Origin of the sequence: Lapidilactobacillus dextrinicus DSM 20335, from assembly GCF_001436095.1 — a bacterium.
GTDB lineage: Bacteria > Bacillota > Bacilli > Lactobacillales > Lactobacillaceae > Lapidilactobacillus > Lapidilactobacillus dextrinicus.
Map to the genome: position 1 here is coordinate 342,584 of NZ_AYYK01000004.1, position 15,487 is coordinate 358,070.

Sequence of the window (15,487 nt, forward strand, 5' to 3'; positions counted from 1 at the left end):
TTATTGCAAAAAAGCAAAAAAAGTTTGAAAGCATTGCATTTATGCAATAAAATTAATCGTGAAAGGTGTGATAACGTGGCTTTTGGCGAAAAATTGAAACAACTTAGATTAGAACGTAAGCTTGGGTTAAACCAATTTGCTATGCTGTCCGGCGTTAGTGCATCACAAATATCTAGAATTGAAAATGGTAAAATGGCAACCCCAAAAGTTAACACAATAAAAAAGTTAGCTAAGGGTCTTAAATTTAATGAACTAGAACTAATGAAAATGGCCGGTTATGTAACAGATACTGAACTGCCGACTAATGCCTTACCTGTCGACGTAAATAATTTAATTGATATTCCAGTCATCGGCACAATCAAAGCCGGTCCAAACGGTTTAGCTATGCAAGATCACCTAGGCATGGAATTTGTCAATAAAGATGATATCGACATGAGCTATGATTATTTTTGGTTAGTCGTTTCAGGCGATTCTATGACTGGAGATGGAATTTACGATAAAGATTACGCCATGATTAAACGAACAACCGAGTTTAATAACGGCGATATCTGTGCGGTTATTGTAGATGGTGAAGAAGGAACGTTAAAGCATGTCACTAAATCAAAAGATTCTATTGTATTAACGGCATCCAACCCTAGTTACCCACCTAGAATTTTTGCAGGTAATGATATGAACGAAATATTAATTGCAGGCAGATTAGTTCAAACTAAAAGGAAATATTAAGAGGCGATAAAATGGGTATTTTATCAAAAATTGTTAATATTCATAGTTCTAAAAAGGAAGCTAAGGAGCTACGACAAAACGCTGATTTATATTTCGGAACAAATTATAAAATAATAAAAGAATCGTTTTCTTTAATTGAAAAAACAGCTAATCCAGAGGTTTATTTTCCAAGATGGGACACATTGATGGATCATGTTAATTTACTCGATTTAAATTTAGAAAAAGTTGGTGGATCAATAGAATTTTACTCACCATTAGCAAAGCGGAAGCTCTCTCTAAATAAGTCAAGGGTAAACGATTTAAGTAAAACACTTTTTGATAAAAGAGAATCTATTGATGCACTTTTCCTTGATAGGGTCTTACAAGCCCTGATAAAAAAGATTAAAAAATTAAAAACAGAAAAAGCTCAATTAAATAACCTTAATAAAACGTTGGCTGAATTATCTTTATATCAAAAGCAATTATCGACCAACAATTTTAAAACATTTACTGAAAATGTTGAGAATATTAAGAAAGTAATTAAACAACGCTAAGTTTATGTACGACAGAAGGTTAATTGTTTGGGAGGAATTACCATGGAGTTTTGCCCTAAGTGTGGAACTAAATTAGTTGCAGGTGCCGTATTTTGCCAGCACTGCGGATATAAAATTGAAAACGATTCAGATAGTACAACGACTGAAATTGAACAAACAACAAGTGAAACAAAAGAACCAAAAGAAAATCTAAATAAAAAATATGCTGTTGAACTTTCTCGTGATCGTAATAAAGATATTTGTGCAGTTGACGGCGGAGAAATTGGTTTATTAAATAAATCTATAGAATTAAGTGACGGTTATTATGTATGTGGTAAACATTTCAAAGAAGTCTTTCTTGGTAAGACTAAAAAGGGAGATAACTTACCTACTCTTGTGGAATTCCTTGAAATGTTAAATGATCCAAGCCACGTTGCTGACTATCTGCCTGAAGAAAAACAACGTAAAGCAGATTTTCAAGCTAAGCTTGATAAGTATGAAGAAGATAGCAAAAAAGCAAAGCAAGAAAAGGCTGACCGTAAAGCATATAAAAATGCTGTTAAATGTCCTAAGTGTGGTAGTACCGACGTTGTATTCATGCAAAATAATAAGAAAGCTTTTTCTACCGGTAAAGCTATCGGCGGAGCAGTTCTTACAGGTGGTATCGGTGCGCTAGCTGGCTTTACTGGTAAAAAAGGCAAAAACGAATGGCATTGTAATAATTGTGGCAATACATTTAAAACGAAAAAATAGACATTAAAAAAACAAGTCATTGATTTGGCTTATTTTTTTAAAGATAAAAAGAACATACGTTTGTGTTTTATGAAATTTATCTCTTGTTTTTCCAGAAAGGAAGAAATAAAGTGGCTCAAATTAATAAATATGAATTAAAAAATGGAAAAGTACGTTATGAAGTCCAAATATATCTCGGCATAGATCCACAAACAAAAAAGCAGCGAAATATTCATAAACGTGGTTTTACTTCTGAAAAACAAGCGAGATCGTGGGCAAAAAATACAGAAGCTGATATTGATAATGGAAGATTAACGGTTAATGACCATAGCAATATGCTAATGGCTGATTGGCTTAACGAATGGCTTGATAAATGGAAAATTAATGTCAAAGAAGGATCTATGATTATTTACCGTTATCAAGTCCAACGTTATTTGATACCAAATATAGGTGATTATAAATTAAAAGATTATACTCGTGCCGTACATGAACAATTCATTAACAGTCTTTTGGAACATGGCAAAAAAGATAACACTCCGCTCTCCTGGAACACTGTGAAAATAATTAATGCTACTATTTCAAACGCCTTAGAAAAAGCTACAAGAATTGGTTATATCAGAGACAATCCGACCAGGTTTTTAGAGATCAATAAAAAATATGATAATAGAACCAAAAGGCTTCATTATTGGACGGTAGATCAAACTGAAATCTTTCTAAAAGCTGCTATTGAGGACAAAGAACCAGTGTGGTATGTTTTCTTCTTAACTGTTCTCGACTTAGGATTGCGAAAGGGAGAAGCTATGGCTTTGAAGTGGAGTGACATCAATTTCGATAGTGAAACTGTTTCGATAAATAAGACACGCCTTTACCGAAAAGAAGTAGGCAATTTAGCCAATTCTATCGTCCTAGACACTCCTAAAACAGAAGCAGGTAGAAGAACCCTTCAAATGACTGAACGCCTTAAAACTGTGCTTAAATGGTTCTTAAATCATAGTTGCTGTGATGATAATTCAGACGTCATCAATATTAATTTAAAAGCAAAAAACGATGATGAATTCATTTTCAGATATACAACTCATAAACGAGGTGCGGTTATCCGTCAACGCTCAGTCGATGGTGCATTCACGAGAATTTGCAAAGGACTGGATTTGCCTAAGATCCACATCCACGATTTACGTCACACACACGCCGTATTCATGCGTGAGGCTGGCGTTAGTCTTGACGATATAAAAGACACTCTAGGACATAAAGAACTCTCTACAACACAAATCTATGCAGAAGTAACTCCAAAAGTAATCCAACAAGCATCAGAAAAATATGAAAAATATGTACAAAAAAAGGACGCAAATTAATGCGTCCCTTTTCGTGTCTTAACCAATCTCTTAACCATTCAATTTTTTAAGCGTCAAATGATTAGAGAATCAGAGATTATTAAAACGCTGTAACCCTACTCCTATAAGCGAGAGTTTAAGTCTTTAGCTAAATCTTCGAAGCCTGGTTTACCTAAAAGGGCAAACATGTTCTTCTTATATGCTTCTACACCTGGTTGATTGAATGGATTAATACCGTTCAAGTAACCAGAAATACCAACAGCAATCTCGAAGAAGTAGATTAAGTAGCCTAAAGTATAAGCGTCTTGTTGAGGGATGCTAACTGTCATAACAGGTACACCACCGTCAGTATGAGCCAAAACAACACCGTTGTATGCTTTGTCGTTGACATAGTCCATTGACTTGCCTTCAAGATAGCCTAAGCCATCAAGATCTTCTTTTTCAGAAGGAATTTCAACGTCAACACGTGGTTTTTCAACCTTAACAACAGTTTCCATCAAGTTACGACGGCCTTCTTGGATATATTGACCTAATGAGTGTAAGTCAGTTGAGAAGTTAGCTGATGAAGGATAGATACCCTTTTGGTCTTTACCTTCTGATTCACCCATTAATTGTTTCCACCATTCACCAAAGTATTGCAATGTTGGTTCGTAGTTTTCTAACAATTCAGTTGTGTAACCTTTGCGGTATAAAATATTACGTAATGCAGCATATTGGTATGCTTCGTTCTTAGTTAAATCAGCGTCACTGTATGCTTCACGAGCATCAGCAGCACCTTTCATTAAATCATCAACATTAATACCAGCAACAGCGATTGGTAACAAGCCAACAGCAGTTAAAACAGAGAAACGACCACCAATGTCATCTGGAACAACGAATTCTTCGTAGCCTTCTGCATCAGCTTCAGTCTTCAAAGCACCTTTAGCACGGTCTGTTGTAGCGTAGATACGTTCACGAGCGCCTTCTTCACCGTACTTTTCAACTAATTTAGCCTTTAAGATACGGAATGCAATAGAAGGTTCAGTTGTTGTACCTGATTTAGAAATAATGTTGATACTAAAGTCGCGATCACCAATCAAGTTAACAACATCAGCTAAATAATTAGAGCTGATTGAGTTACCAGCAAATAAGATTTGTGGGCCCTTGTGGTTTGGATCCATGTTATAGAAAGTTGTGTTCATGAAGTCGATTGCTGCACGAGCACCTAAATATGAACCACCAATACCAATTGCAACGAAAACTTCAGAATCAGATTGAATTTTCTTTGCAGCGGCTTTAATCCGAGCAAATTCATCTTTATCATAATCAACAGGTAAGTCGATGAAGCCACGGAAGTCATTACCAGCACCAGTACCTTCACGTAATTCAGTATCTGCTGCATTAACTAATGCTTGCATTTCACCTAATTCGTTTTCGTGAACGAATTTTGTCAATTTGCTACTATCAAATGAAATATGTGCCATTAGAATTTTCCTCCAAATATAATTTATGTCTCTTTCCAAGAATTTACTTTAGACGTTTTCCATAACGATTGCAAGAATTCTGGTCAAATTGGTCTAATTATTTTTAGCACTATTTTTCATCAAAAATAATTGCTGATGACCGTTAGATTAGAAAGTCTCGCTAATGATAAAATTAGCTCACAGCGAAAGTTAAAAACATTTTCAGAAACTTAAGTAAATGATTAACTCGCTATTAAAAACGATTTTCATTTAAATATTGTCTACTTAAACCTAATAAAAAAGCTGAAGTCAAAATGACTTCAGCCCAGTTAAAATTCAAATTAGATTTCTTCTGGAACCAATTTGACAGGACGAGTACCCATCCAGTCAATGATTTCTTTAACAGTATCGCCGATAGCAGCAGTACCAGGTGCAAGTAATTTACGAGGATCGTAACCTTTGCCTTCTTGGTCTTTACCAGCTTCGATGTATTCACGAGTTGCTTTAGCAAATGCTAATTGGCATTCAGTATTGATGTTCAACTTAGAAATACCCATTGAGATAGCTTTTTCAACTTGGTCTTGAGGGATTCCTGAACCACCGTGTAATACTAATGGCAAGTCAACAGCGTCTGCAATTTCTTGTAAACGATCGAAGTGTAAGCCAGTCCAGTTGTCTGGATATTGGCCATGAATGTTACCAATACCTGCAGCTAAGAAGTCGATACCAGTTGCAGCTAATTCTTTGGCTTCTTCAACAGATGCTAATTCACCTTCACCAACAACACCGTCTTCTTCACCACCGATAGAACCAACTTCGGCTTCAACAGAAATGCCTTTAGCGTGAGCTAATTTAACGATTTCTTTAGTCTTTTCAACGTTCTCAGCAAATGGCAAATCATGGCCATCAAACATAACTGAGTTGTAACCAGCAGCGATTGCTTCTTTAGCAGCTTCATAATCACCGTGGTCTAAATGAATAACAACAGGAACAGTGATATTCATGCTCTTTACAGTAGCTTCAATTAAACCTTTGCAAAGTTCGTAGCCACCCATATATTTAGCAGCACCCATTGATGTTTGGATCAAAACGGGAACGTTCTTTTCTTGAGCAGCACCTAAAATAGCGCGTGTCCATTCCAAGTTATTTGTGTTAAATGCACCGATAGCATAATGGCCCTTACGAGCAGCATTAAATAATTCTGTACCATGAACTAATGGCATTGTATACATCCTCCTGTACGTGAAAAAATATTTTTTTCCTACAACAGATACTTTATCATTTTTTTAGAGAAAATGGTAATGTTTTGTAAATTTTTTTGAAAAAGACGCTAATTTCTGAAAACTAAGCCCGAATTAACGCGGATAGCGTTTACGGAAAAATAACCAAAAGATGAGATAACCTAATACCGCACCTGTGGTATTAAAGATTAAATCATCAATATCCGTCACACCCGTGCCAATAAAAAACTGCACGGTTTCAATCATGAAGGACAATGCTGCCCCACTGAAGAACGTCATAAAAAAGCCCTGTTTTTGTCGTAAGACTGGTAAAAGCAAGCCAAAGGGAACAAACCAAGCAATATTACCATATAAGTTATAAACAAAATCCAAAATTGAAAGACCGTTTTGCAACTTCCAGGTTTCGACAAATGGCGTCAGATTAATGTCACTAACTGGGCGCTGCCAATAAATTTTAATTTGCCAAGGAAAATAAATCCCCCGAAAAACAGTTAAGGCTAATAACAATAGTAAATAGAAGACAAACACGCCTAACAATACTTCGTGTCGCCAATTAATACGTTGTTTTTTAAACTTGAGATAAATAAGTCGTAACAAAGCAAAGGCAAGAAAATAAAGGATTGTTTTATCCAGACTATAAAAAATAAGTCGTATTAACGGAAAATGATTAAAACTGTTGCGATAGTTTGCATCGACGTATTGATAGATTGGTCCAAGTAAATACAATAAAATCTCACCACTTTCCTGTCGTTTCTTTAGTCTACCAAAAACTGATCAACTGCCCATTTTTAAAGCCATGACGTTAACAAATTTTAATTTTTAAAAAGTTTATTTTAAGGTTAATTAGCATAACTTCTAAGTTTTCCTATCATTTATGAGTAAAATTGCCTGTCTAGGCTGTTTCGTTGTAAAATGAAGCAATAGAAAAAACAGAACACTACTTTTATGATCAAAGCCCGTTTGTTGATGGCGCTTTTTAATGTGTGAGGTTAAACTTTGAAAAAACTAAAAATTAGTCAATTTGTTCAGACCCGCTTAGGCTTCTTTGCCTTGTTAACAGCCGTTTTCTGGATTAAAACCGTCTTTGCCTATTACGTTGACTTCTCGTTAGGTGCTAGTGATCCACTACAACATTTTTTAATGTTCTTCAATCCGATTGGCACTACCCTGCTTCTTTTCTCAATGGCACTTTATATTAAGAAACCCAAAATCAGTTACGCCGTCATGTTCATCATCTATTTGTTGAATACTATTTTATTGTTTGCCAACGTTATTTATTATCGGCAATTTACCGATTTTCTGACTTTTAATACGATTTTTAGTGTTGGTAAAGTTTCCAGTGGTTTGGGCAAAAGTACCATTTCACTATTACAATGGTATGATCTCTTGCTTTGGCTTGATGTTATTTTAATCGCAATTGCTTTAGCACGGCACGTTATAAAAATTGATCCCAAACCTTTACCGACCAAGCATGCTTTTACAGCAACTACTTTAGCTGTCTTTGTCTTTTTGTTGAACTTAACTTTAAGTGAAGCCAACCGTCCGCAACTATTAACGCGAACTTTTGACCGTAACTATATCGTCAAATATCTCGGTCTTGATACATTTATGGTCTATGATAGTGTCAAAACCGCTCAAAATAATCAAATTCGTTCTTCCGCAGATGGTACTGATATCAATAGTGTTCTCAATTATACGAAGTCCCACCAAGTTCCTGCTAATCCCGAGTATTTTGGTCAAGCTAAGGGTAAAAATGTTATTATTCTCCATTTAGAAAGTTTCCAACAATTCCTAATTGACTTCAAAGTTAATGGCCAAGAAGTTACCCCGTTCTTAAATAGTTTGTACCATAATAAAAACACCTTAGCTTTCAGTAATTTTTATCATGAAGTTGGTCAAGGCAAGACTTCTGATGCTGAAAACATGTTAGAAACAGGCGTTTTTGGGCTTCCAGAAGGCTCTGTCTTCACTTCATTAGGGACAGACAACACGTTCCAAGGTGCTCCTGCCATTTTGCAACAGAGCGCCGGATATAGCAGTGCTGTTTTTCATGGTAATGTTGGTAGTTTCTGGAATCGTAATCACGTCTATAAAAATCTTGGCTATAATTATTTCTTTGATTCAAGTTATTTTAATACCTCAACCGAAGCAAATATTGGTTACGGTTTGAAGGATAAGTTATTATTCGCCGAAAGTATTAAATATTTGGAACAACTGCAACAACCTTTCTATACTAAGTTCATTACTGTTACCAATCATTTCCCATTCCCATTGGCAGATTCAGATACCGATTTTCAACGACCAGAAACAGATGATAAAGCTGTCAACAACTATTTTGCAACTGCTCATTATCTTGACCAAGCTGTGAAAGAATTCTTCGACTACTTGAACAAATCGGGCTTAGCCAAAAATACGTTAGTCATGATTTATGGTGATCATTACGGTCTTTCTGACAAAGACAATAAATCACTAGCCACTTTGATGAATCGTAGTTCAGATGATTGGACAGCATTGGATAATATGAATCTACAACGCGTTCCCTTCATGCTGCATATGGACGGCCTAAAAGGCGGTATTCAAACACAATATGGTGGCGAAATCGATGTCTTACCAACCCTTCTCCATCTACTTGGTATTAATACCAATAAGTATGTTTTATTCGGTCAGGATTTAATGTCTAGCAAGCTGCAACAATTAGTTGCCTTCCGTAATAATAATTTCGTGACAAACAAATATACTGTGCTAGGCGGTAATGGTGCAAATGGTTCCATCTACGACAATGAAACTGGCGAATTACTGACTGAACTCAGTCCAGCATTAACTAAGCAAATTAATCAATGGCAAGCTGAAGTCGATCATGCTCTATCTTTATCCGACTCTCTGAACATGAAGAATTTATTACGTTTTTATACACCGAGTGGATTTAAACCCGTTGATCCAAGTCAGTTTAATTATTTAGATCAGGTCAACGAATTAATTCAAACGCGTGAAAAATTGAAAGGCAGATCAACCTCGCTTTATAGTGAAAAAGGTAAATCAACAACGTCACTTTATATAACCGATGCGCCAGAATTAACCGATCCGGAAACTGATATTGATTCCTTGCCAAAATCATCAAGTACTGATGGTGAAACGACCACAAATAGCGCTAGTTCTTCCAGCAATATCTCAAGTCAAAAGTAGTAACTCACTTATTAATAACAAAAAGACACACAGTAGCTTAAGCTACTGTGTGTCTTTTTGTTTACTTCGTTTTGGCAGTTAAGTTCGCTGTTTTTTCATTAGGGAAGAAAATTGTAAACGTTGTGCCTTGATTTAGTTTACTACTTACCTCAATTTTACCATGATGTTGTTCGATTAAAGAATGGACAATTGCTAAGCCAAGACCAGATTCACCATATTTAGTATTTTTCCGGGATGGATCAGCTTTGTAATAACGTTCCCAAATATTCTTCAGTTGATCATCGCTCATTCCAATACCATTGTCTGAAATGGTAATTTGAGCGCCATTATTCAATGCATCGATTGCTAAGTTAATTTGACCATTTTCAGTGAATTGAATCGCATTTTGCGTCACATTAAAAATCACCTGAACAAAACGATCATAATCAGCATAAACCTCGACAACGTGATCATCTTTTAGTATTAATTGATCACCAGCAGCTTCTGCTTTTTGAGTAAGTTGTTCCATAATATTCTGAATGGCTTCAGTTCCGTTGAACTTACGCTTACTTAACACAATTTGGTTAGAACGAATTTTTTCGTAATCTAAATTTTCATTAACCAATCGAATTAAACGTTGGGTTTCCTTTTGCATTAACTCGATACTTTTGCCTTTGGCTTCCTCAGGAATTGCATCATACTCAAGTCCCTCTAATAAGCCATTAATCGTCGTCAATGGCGTCCGCATTTCATGGGCCGCATTAGCCATGAATTCTCGTCGACGTTGTTCTTGACGAGCAATTTCACGATTAGACTCATTTAACGATTGCACCATCACATTGAAATCACTTGCGAGATCATCGATCTCATCACGACCATTAGAAACCAGCTCGACATCAAAATTACCATCAGCAACAGCACGAGTTGCTTGGCGCAAACGATTAATGCGTCGTACTAAAAAGCGTGCGATTAAAAAGCTAATGGCTAACGCAACCAAAGTTGAAATACCTAACGCTAACAATAAATTACGCTGCATTTCTCTTAAAGTCGACTTAATCCGATTGACCCGTGAAGCAATAAACATTGCCCCTACAAAATTATGATCTTGATCAAACCAAGGATAAACAACGTAAGTTAACTCTACACCATTACCAATCGTTGGGCCTTGTGTCTGCATGCGATTCGTTTGCGCACGGACAATTTTGCCTTTTTTTAATTGCTTCCAAACTGATTTACTCAAACTGGAGTTTCTAGTTGGCTCTGCAGCAGTAGGATAAATTTGTTGATTCTTCTCATTGTAAATTGCATAAACAACTTGATCATCACTAAGCACATACTTAACTTGATCTAAAAACTCCGATGTCATTAGCTGATTGCTATCAGGTCGAAAATTGCTTTGTGTAAACATTTGGCCAAATTTATCGGCATAGCCCTCTAATTGGCGCCAAGTGGCCTCATAAGTCTGGCGGTTATTATAATTCACAATTACCGCACTAATAATCAGCAATGTTGTTAAAATAACCACGAAGAAGCCTAACATTTGTTGATAAATTAATTTCATTCAAGACCCGCTTCCGAATCATCGAATTTGTAGCCAACCCCCCAAACTGTTTGAATAATTTGGGGACCGACTTTTTCGATTTTTTGTCGTAATTTCTTGATGTGCGCATCAACTGTGCGCTCATCGCCATAGTATTCATAATCCCAAACTAATTCTAATAATTGTTCCCGTGAGAAAACTTGACGTGGTTTTTTTGCTAATGTCTTTAATAGATCAAATTCTTTAGGCGTAAGGCCAGGTACTTCTTTACCATTCAAAAACGCCTCGCGCGTATTTGAGCTTAGTTTGAAATGATCCGTCATCACATCAAACTCGCCCTGATCAATGGTTGGTGCATTTTGAGCGGCTTCGTTAACACTTGCATTAATATCAGCTCGACGATGAATTGCTTTGATCCGAGCAATTAAAGTGATGGGACTAAAGGGCTTGGTAACATAGTCATCAGCACCTAAATCTAAGCCTAGAACTTGATCACTTTCACTATCTCGCGCAGTCAACATAATAATTGGAACGGTTTTAGAAATAGCACGAATTTCTTTAGCTACTTGCATGCCATCCTTACCAGGTAAGTTCAAATCAAGCGTAATCATATCCCAACCCTCTGGATCGGTTTTAAATTTATCTACAGCTTCATTGCCATCATAAGCAAATTCCGCTTGCCACTTTTCTTTTTGGAAAAACATCCCCATCATTTCTGAAACTGAGGTATTGTCTTCAATCATCAATATTTTCATGTTATCACATCCTGTTTAAACTATTATACGAACTTAAAGATAAAAAAGCTGCCTTTTCAACGAAAAGGCATAAATGTTTCAATATTTGTTAATATTATTTCTTCAAAGTATCACGATAAGGCAATTGACCCATGCGCATTAAATAATCTTTTAAGCGTGATTCTGTATGGACAATCATCAACGCAATTGAAGCCACAATTGTTAGCAACCAAAAGTTAGCATACTGGTTCAACTGAAAATAGTTAACCAGCATTCCTAAGATTAAATCGATTAATCCAACCGTTAACAAAGCATTCCGAAACCAACGTTGTGCATAATAAAAGCTTTGCGGTGAAATCATTGCCAGCATCGAACTATAACTATGTAAAGTGTGAGGTGTCTTTGCTGGACGAATTGAATACCAAATACCAATAAACAACATTACCATACCACAAATTAAATAGACCATACACTATACCCTCCATTATCACCATAAGTATACCATGTTTGCATATTTATTAGCGAACTAATCATTAAGTTTAATGCCTTTTGTTAGATATAATTTTACTTGAACTTCTAAATCAACTGGTTGCTAATCGTAAAGTTTGTTAGAATAAACAGGAATAAAAGTGGAGGTTATACTATGCAAACTAATTATCGTGGGGCGGTTTTTTTCGACTTAGATAATACGTTGTTAGACGAACACTCGCAAATAACAACCGAAGTCGCCACAGCTATGCAACAATTAAAACAAAATCAATTTTTACCAGTTATTAATACTGGTCGTGCGCCTCGTGAAATTTTAGATATTCGACAAGTTACCGGTATTGATACATTTATTTCATTAAATGGTAGTTACCTGGAACATGATCATCAAGCACTATATAAAAGTCAAATAGATACTCAATTAATCACAGCTGTCGTTGAGCTAGCTAATCAACTAAATGATGGGGTTTCTTTTTATACCACATCTGAAATTCGTACGTTAAAGTCAGATGCCAATGTTAATGATGCTTACAATCTGATTCACACCCCTATTCCTGAAGTTGATCCTAACTTCTACCAAGATCAAGAAATCTTGATGCTGTTATTATTAAACAAAGATCACGATCAAGCTTATTTTGACAAATTCCCACAATTTACCTATTACCGTAACAGTCCCTACTCTATTGACACCGTGCTATCAGGTAATTCTAAAATGAATGGGATCAAACAGCTCTTGCAGCAACTTGAATTAACCAATGTCCCTACTTATGGCTTTGGTGATGGCCCTAATGATTTGAGCATGCTTGAATTTGTTGACCACCCAGTTGCAATGGGCAATGGCATCCCTGAAGCTAAAGCTGCGGCTGAATTTGTCACCACTGCTAATACCGATCATGGCATTGTCAATGGTTTAAAACACTTCAATCTGATTTAACGCAACTGTTTAAACAAATAAAAAAGACCAATCTTTAACAATGGTATTGCACTGAATCCATTGATTAATGGCTGGCCTTTTTTATTTATCGCAACTTTATATTTTAACCGTTTTGATTTTTGACTACTTCGCGATTCGCATAGCAATTCGCTTGGTTAATTGTTGGTAGTGCGCATATAACAAAGTAAACCGGTTATTACTATTACTATCCCAAGGTTTAGGCTTACCGCAGTAATGAAGGACAACGGTATTTTCAGCAACCCAATGGGTATTGGCTTTGCCCAAACTACGTGTCAGGTAAGCAGCGGCTTGCCGTGTGTCATAATTCCAAATTTCTTCTGGAATCTCCTTAGTTACTTTCCCATAAAGATAGTTCATCACATCTTGATCTGGCAGTAATAGCCACTTGCCATGCTGATCAATGGTTTGATAGATATCATTTAAATGAATTAATTGTCGTGCTTTTTCAACATCAATCAATAAGACACCAGAATTATAATAGCCGTGATCAATTCCCAAACGAATATTATTAATACCTTCGCTAATATTAGTTAATCCCGAATGAACTGCCGCCGCAAAAATATTGTCTGCTAAATCAAGTTGCCAGAGTGGCTCTAACGAATTAATCACCAAAATATCTGGATCTAAATAGATAACTCGATTAACTTCTTTAGGTAGAATATCACCACAAACTAAACGATAATACATTTCTTTAGGATAACGCTCGACAGTTGGTGCATCTTTAAATAAATCTGCTGGTATTTTAATACTTGTCAATGACATCTTAAGCTGTTGTAAGAATTGCTCAAGTTCAACTAACTGTTTTTCAGGAATATCAGTATGGATTAACCAAACTTTTATATTCAAGCTTAAATTATTTTGACGTAAAGACGTCAGCATAACTTGTAAAGGCGGTAAATAAGCACTATCTAAGGTGACCATAATATTAACTTGTTCCTGCAAGATAACTACCTCATTATGATTTGACGTAATATTTTAAACTACTCCTATTTTATCATAGCTTCTTTTTGTATAAAAAATAGGATGAACGAAGTAATCTTCATTCATCCTATCTAGCTGGAGGCGAGGGGAAATCTACCATTATATATAGCAGTATTTTGACACTACTTTGACCAAAATTTGTCCAAAATAATTTGCTATGTTTTATTTTGTTCTAGGATCTTTTTCACCAGTCACTGCTTCCATTCCTTCGGTCGTTACAACTAATTGCTTGCCGAATTTTCGCCATGAACCTTCTGGCCACTTATCTGGGTTCTGTCGCAATGACGTTCTAACATACGTATCATTTCTACCCCAAATTTGAGCAGCGTCTTTAGCACTCATAATATTGGGGTCATTTAAATTAATCATTTGATCACCTATTAAACAAAGATATGATTGAGTGGAACCTTAATTAGTTCAACTAAATGCCTTATTATTTGTAAGAAATAGTGGCATTGCTTGTTATACCGGCAATAATAGATACTTGTACCACATCTGTACCGCATTATGACTTATCCACAAGCAAAACAACTATTTGATTTTGAAAATAGAGTATATTGTTCATATATAAAATTTAAACAAGCGTTCGTATTGCTATATGTATTCACAGCGTGTTATTATATTGACGTTGATATGTCAATCACGCTGTGTCGCTAGTCTTGGTCTGGACTAGCTTTTTTTAATACGCTTCTTTAACCATTTCGATGATTTCAGAAACAAAATCCGTTGGCGCCATTTCTATAAGAGTGGCTTTCCTAGTACTCAAGTCAAGAGTACGCTCTTGCTCCACTTCAACAAAACCTACTGTTTGTAGTCCATCTGGCAGCTGTTTGTGAAGCGGAAATCCGTTATTACTTGTGGTAATCGCAACTACTTTGGTCAGCTTTGTAAAACGATTAAAGTCATCATTTGAAATGACTAAAGCTGGCCGTAGACCTTTTTGCTCATGTCCTTTAGTAGGATTCAAATCAACCCAAATAATCGATCCTTGTTTCAGCATTATTTCACTCCCTTCTATTATCATATAGCTTGCCGTCACCTATTTAATGCTGGCTTGTTCTGGCTCCGGCAAGATTACAGGGCTTCGTTACCCATACTTGGTGCATCGAGAAGCTCACTTGAAACAGGATTTTCTTCAAAATATTTATCTAAATCAAAACCATCAAAGCGCTGAGCTAGTTTCGATAAGCTTGGTGCTTTTTTTAGTATAATTTTGTTTCCCTCTACTTTTAAAACAATCTCCTGATTATCTGGGTTGTCTATTCCAATTTGCTTCAATAAATCAATTGGTAATCTAACACCTTGGGAATTGCCCCATTTTACAATTTTAGAGGTTTTCACTACGTTAGTCATAAGCTTTTTCCTCCCATCTAGTATGCACTCTTATGTTGATACTTCTTATAATACATTCACAAGTATATACTAGGGATATACGATCGTCAAGGCTCGAACTACCTAATATTGCTATTTCATTAACAATATTAATGATACACACCATATCTTGAAATAACAACCTGCTAGCAACTAGATATTGTGGATAAATCTGTGGATAGATTGAATAACATACAAGATATTTTGGTTAAAAAATTAGAAAAATTCAGTTGATATGCTGAATCTTGCTAATTATTATTTACGCTATTTTATTCAA

General features: G+C 35.8%; 16 protein-coding genes. 6 read left to right on the plus strand and 10 right to left on the minus strand.

Annotated features, from left to right (window positions below; all coding sequences use genetic code 11):
- Positions 1–75: 75 nt before the first annotated feature.
- From FC84_RS09075 to FC84_RS03895, 4 genes are all read left to right on the plus strand, one after another.
- A complete protein-coding gene (locus FC84_RS09075) occupies positions 76–723 on the plus strand; it encodes a helix-turn-helix domain-containing protein (protein ID WP_057755740.1) in 648 nt (215 codons plus the stop codon).
- 11 nt (positions 724–734) lie between these two features.
- Positions 735–1,256, plus strand: coding sequence for a hypothetical protein (locus FC84_RS03885; RefSeq protein ID WP_057755741.1), 522 nt, complete (start codon positions 735–737; stop codon positions 1,254–1,256).
- Between the two features lie 42 nt (positions 1,257–1,298).
- Entirely contained in the window at positions 1,299–1,988 is a 690-nt protein-coding gene (locus FC84_RS03890) for a zinc-ribbon domain-containing protein (RefSeq protein ID WP_057755742.1), read from the plus strand.
- Between the two features lie 110 nt (positions 1,989–2,098).
- On the plus strand, positions 2,099–3,319 hold the full coding sequence (locus tag FC84_RS03895) for a site-specific integrase (protein WP_057755749.1): 1,221 nt from the start codon (positions 2,099–2,101) through the stop codon (positions 3,317–3,319).
- A gap of 101 nt (positions 3,320–3,420) precedes the next feature.
- Here FC84_RS03895 and FC84_RS03900 read toward each other — a convergent pair whose 3' ends face one another.
- The 3 genes from FC84_RS03900 to FC84_RS03910 all read right to left on the minus strand — a co-directional run bounded on the left by FC84_RS03900 (position 3,421) and on the right by FC84_RS03910 (position 6,707).
- Positions 3,421–4,761, minus strand: coding sequence for a glucose-6-phosphate isomerase (locus tag FC84_RS03900; protein ID WP_057755751.1), 1,341 nt, complete (start codon positions 4,759–4,761; stop codon positions 3,421–3,423).
- Between the two features lie 320 nt (positions 4,762–5,081).
- Positions 5,082–5,963, minus strand: coding sequence for a class II fructose-1,6-bisphosphate aldolase (gene fba / locus FC84_RS03905; protein WP_057755753.1), 882 nt, complete (start codon positions 5,961–5,963; stop codon positions 5,082–5,084).
- Positions 5,964–6,095: 132 nt separating this feature from the next.
- A complete protein-coding gene (locus tag FC84_RS03910; protein WP_057755754.1) occupies positions 6,096–6,707 on the minus strand; it encodes a VanZ family protein in 612 nt (203 codons plus the stop codon).
- Positions 6,708–6,977: 270 nt separating this feature from the next.
- On the opposite strand from FC84_RS03910, the gene FC84_RS03915 reads away from it, so the two are divergent.
- The gene (locus tag FC84_RS03915) at positions 6,978–9,164 is read left to right on the plus strand and encodes an LTA synthase family protein (RefSeq protein WP_057755756.1); all 2,187 of its coding nucleotides are present in this window, start codon (positions 6,978–6,980) and stop codon (positions 9,162–9,164) included.
- Between the two features lie 61 nt (positions 9,165–9,225).
- Here FC84_RS03915 and FC84_RS03920 read toward each other — a convergent pair whose 3' ends face one another.
- From FC84_RS03920 to FC84_RS03930, 3 genes are all read right to left on the minus strand, one after another.
- Complete coding sequence (locus tag FC84_RS03920) at positions 9,226–10,704, minus strand: sensor histidine kinase (RefSeq protein WP_057755759.1); 1,479 nt, start codon at positions 10,702–10,704, stop codon at positions 9,226–9,228.
- Positions 10,701–11,438, minus strand: a complete 738-nt coding sequence (locus tag FC84_RS03925) for a response regulator transcription factor (RefSeq protein ID WP_057755762.1) — start codon at positions 11,436–11,438, stop codon at positions 10,701–10,703. The genes FC84_RS03920 and FC84_RS03925 overlap by 4 nt, the downstream gene beginning before the upstream one ends.
- Positions 11,439–11,532: 94 nt before the next feature.
- Positions 11,533–11,886, minus strand: a complete 354-nt coding sequence (locus FC84_RS03930; RefSeq protein ID WP_057755763.1) for a hypothetical protein — start codon at positions 11,884–11,886, stop codon at positions 11,533–11,535.
- 174 nt (positions 11,887–12,060) lie between these two features.
- Here FC84_RS03930 and FC84_RS03935 point away from each other — a divergent pair, with 174 nt between their 5' ends.
- Positions 12,061–12,837 (plus strand): Cof-type HAD-IIB family hydrolase, encoded by a 777-nt coding sequence (locus tag FC84_RS03935; RefSeq protein WP_057755765.1) that lies wholly within the window; start codon positions 12,061–12,063, stop codon positions 12,835–12,837.
- Between the two features lie 123 nt (positions 12,838–12,960).
- On the opposite strand, the gene FC84_RS03940 is transcribed toward FC84_RS03935, so the two are convergent.
- The 4 genes from FC84_RS03940 to FC84_RS03955 all read right to left on the minus strand — a co-directional run bounded on the left by FC84_RS03940 (position 12,961) and on the right by FC84_RS03955 (position 15,192).
- On the minus strand, positions 12,961–13,800 hold the full coding sequence (locus tag FC84_RS03940) for a glycosyltransferase family 8 protein (RefSeq protein ID WP_057755766.1): 840 nt from the start codon (positions 13,798–13,800) through the stop codon (positions 12,961–12,963).
- 201 nt (positions 13,801–14,001) lie between these two features.
- Positions 14,002–14,208: a helix-turn-helix domain-containing protein gene (locus FC84_RS03945; RefSeq protein ID WP_057755767.1), complete on the minus strand. Its 207-nt coding sequence runs from the start codon at positions 14,206–14,208 to the stop codon at positions 14,002–14,004.
- A 310-nt stretch (positions 14,209–14,518) separates the two neighbouring features.
- Entirely contained in the window at positions 14,519–14,839 is a 321-nt protein-coding gene (locus FC84_RS03950; protein WP_057755768.1) for a type II toxin-antitoxin system PemK/MazF family toxin, read from the minus strand.
- A gap of 74 nt (positions 14,840–14,913) precedes the next feature.
- Positions 14,914–15,192: an AbrB/MazE/SpoVT family DNA-binding domain-containing protein gene (locus FC84_RS03955; protein ID WP_057755770.1), complete on the minus strand. Its 279-nt coding sequence runs from the start codon at positions 15,190–15,192 to the stop codon at positions 14,914–14,916.
- Positions 15,193–15,487 lie beyond the last annotated feature (295 nt).

Bases quoted from the DNA above. Each gene is read 5' to 3' on its own strand.
- FC84_RS03885 (WP_057755741.1), top strand. From the start codon at position 735: ATGGGTATTTTATCAAAAATTGTTAATATTCATAGTTCTAAAAAGGAA.
- FC84_RS03890 (WP_057755742.1), top strand. From the start codon at position 1,299: ATGGAGTTTTGCCCTAAGTGTGGAACTAAATTAGTTGCAGGTGCCGTA.
- FC84_RS03900 (WP_057755751.1), bottom strand. From the start codon at position 4,761: ATGGCACATATTTCATTTGATAGTAGCAAATTGACAAAATTCGTTCAC.
- fba (WP_057755753.1), bottom strand. From the start codon at position 5,963: ATGCCATTAGTTCATGGTACAGAATTATTTAATGCTGCTCGTAAGGGC.
- FC84_RS03920 (WP_057755759.1), bottom strand. From the start codon at position 10,704: ATGAAATTAATTTATCAACAAATGTTAGGCTTCTTCGTGGTTATTTTA.
- FC84_RS03925 (WP_057755762.1), bottom strand. From the start codon at position 11,438: ATGAAAATATTGATGATTGAAGACAATACCTCAGTTTCAGAAATGATG.
- FC84_RS03930 (WP_057755763.1), bottom strand. From the start codon at position 11,886: ATGGTCTATTTAATTTGTGGTATGGTAATGTTGTTTATTGGTATTTGG.
- FC84_RS03935 (WP_057755765.1), top strand. From the start codon at position 12,061: ATGCAAACTAATTATCGTGGGGCGGTTTTTTTCGACTTAGATAATACG.
- FC84_RS03945 (WP_057755767.1), bottom strand. From the start codon at position 14,208: ATGATTAATTTAAATGACCCCAATATTATGAGTGCTAAAGACGCTGCT.
- FC84_RS03950 (WP_057755768.1), bottom strand. From the start codon at position 14,839: ATGCTGAAACAAGGATCGATTATTTGGGTTGATTTGAATCCTACTAAA.
- FC84_RS03955 (WP_057755770.1), bottom strand. From the start codon at position 15,192: ATGACTAACGTAGTGAAAACCTCTAAAATTGTAAAATGGGGCAATTCC.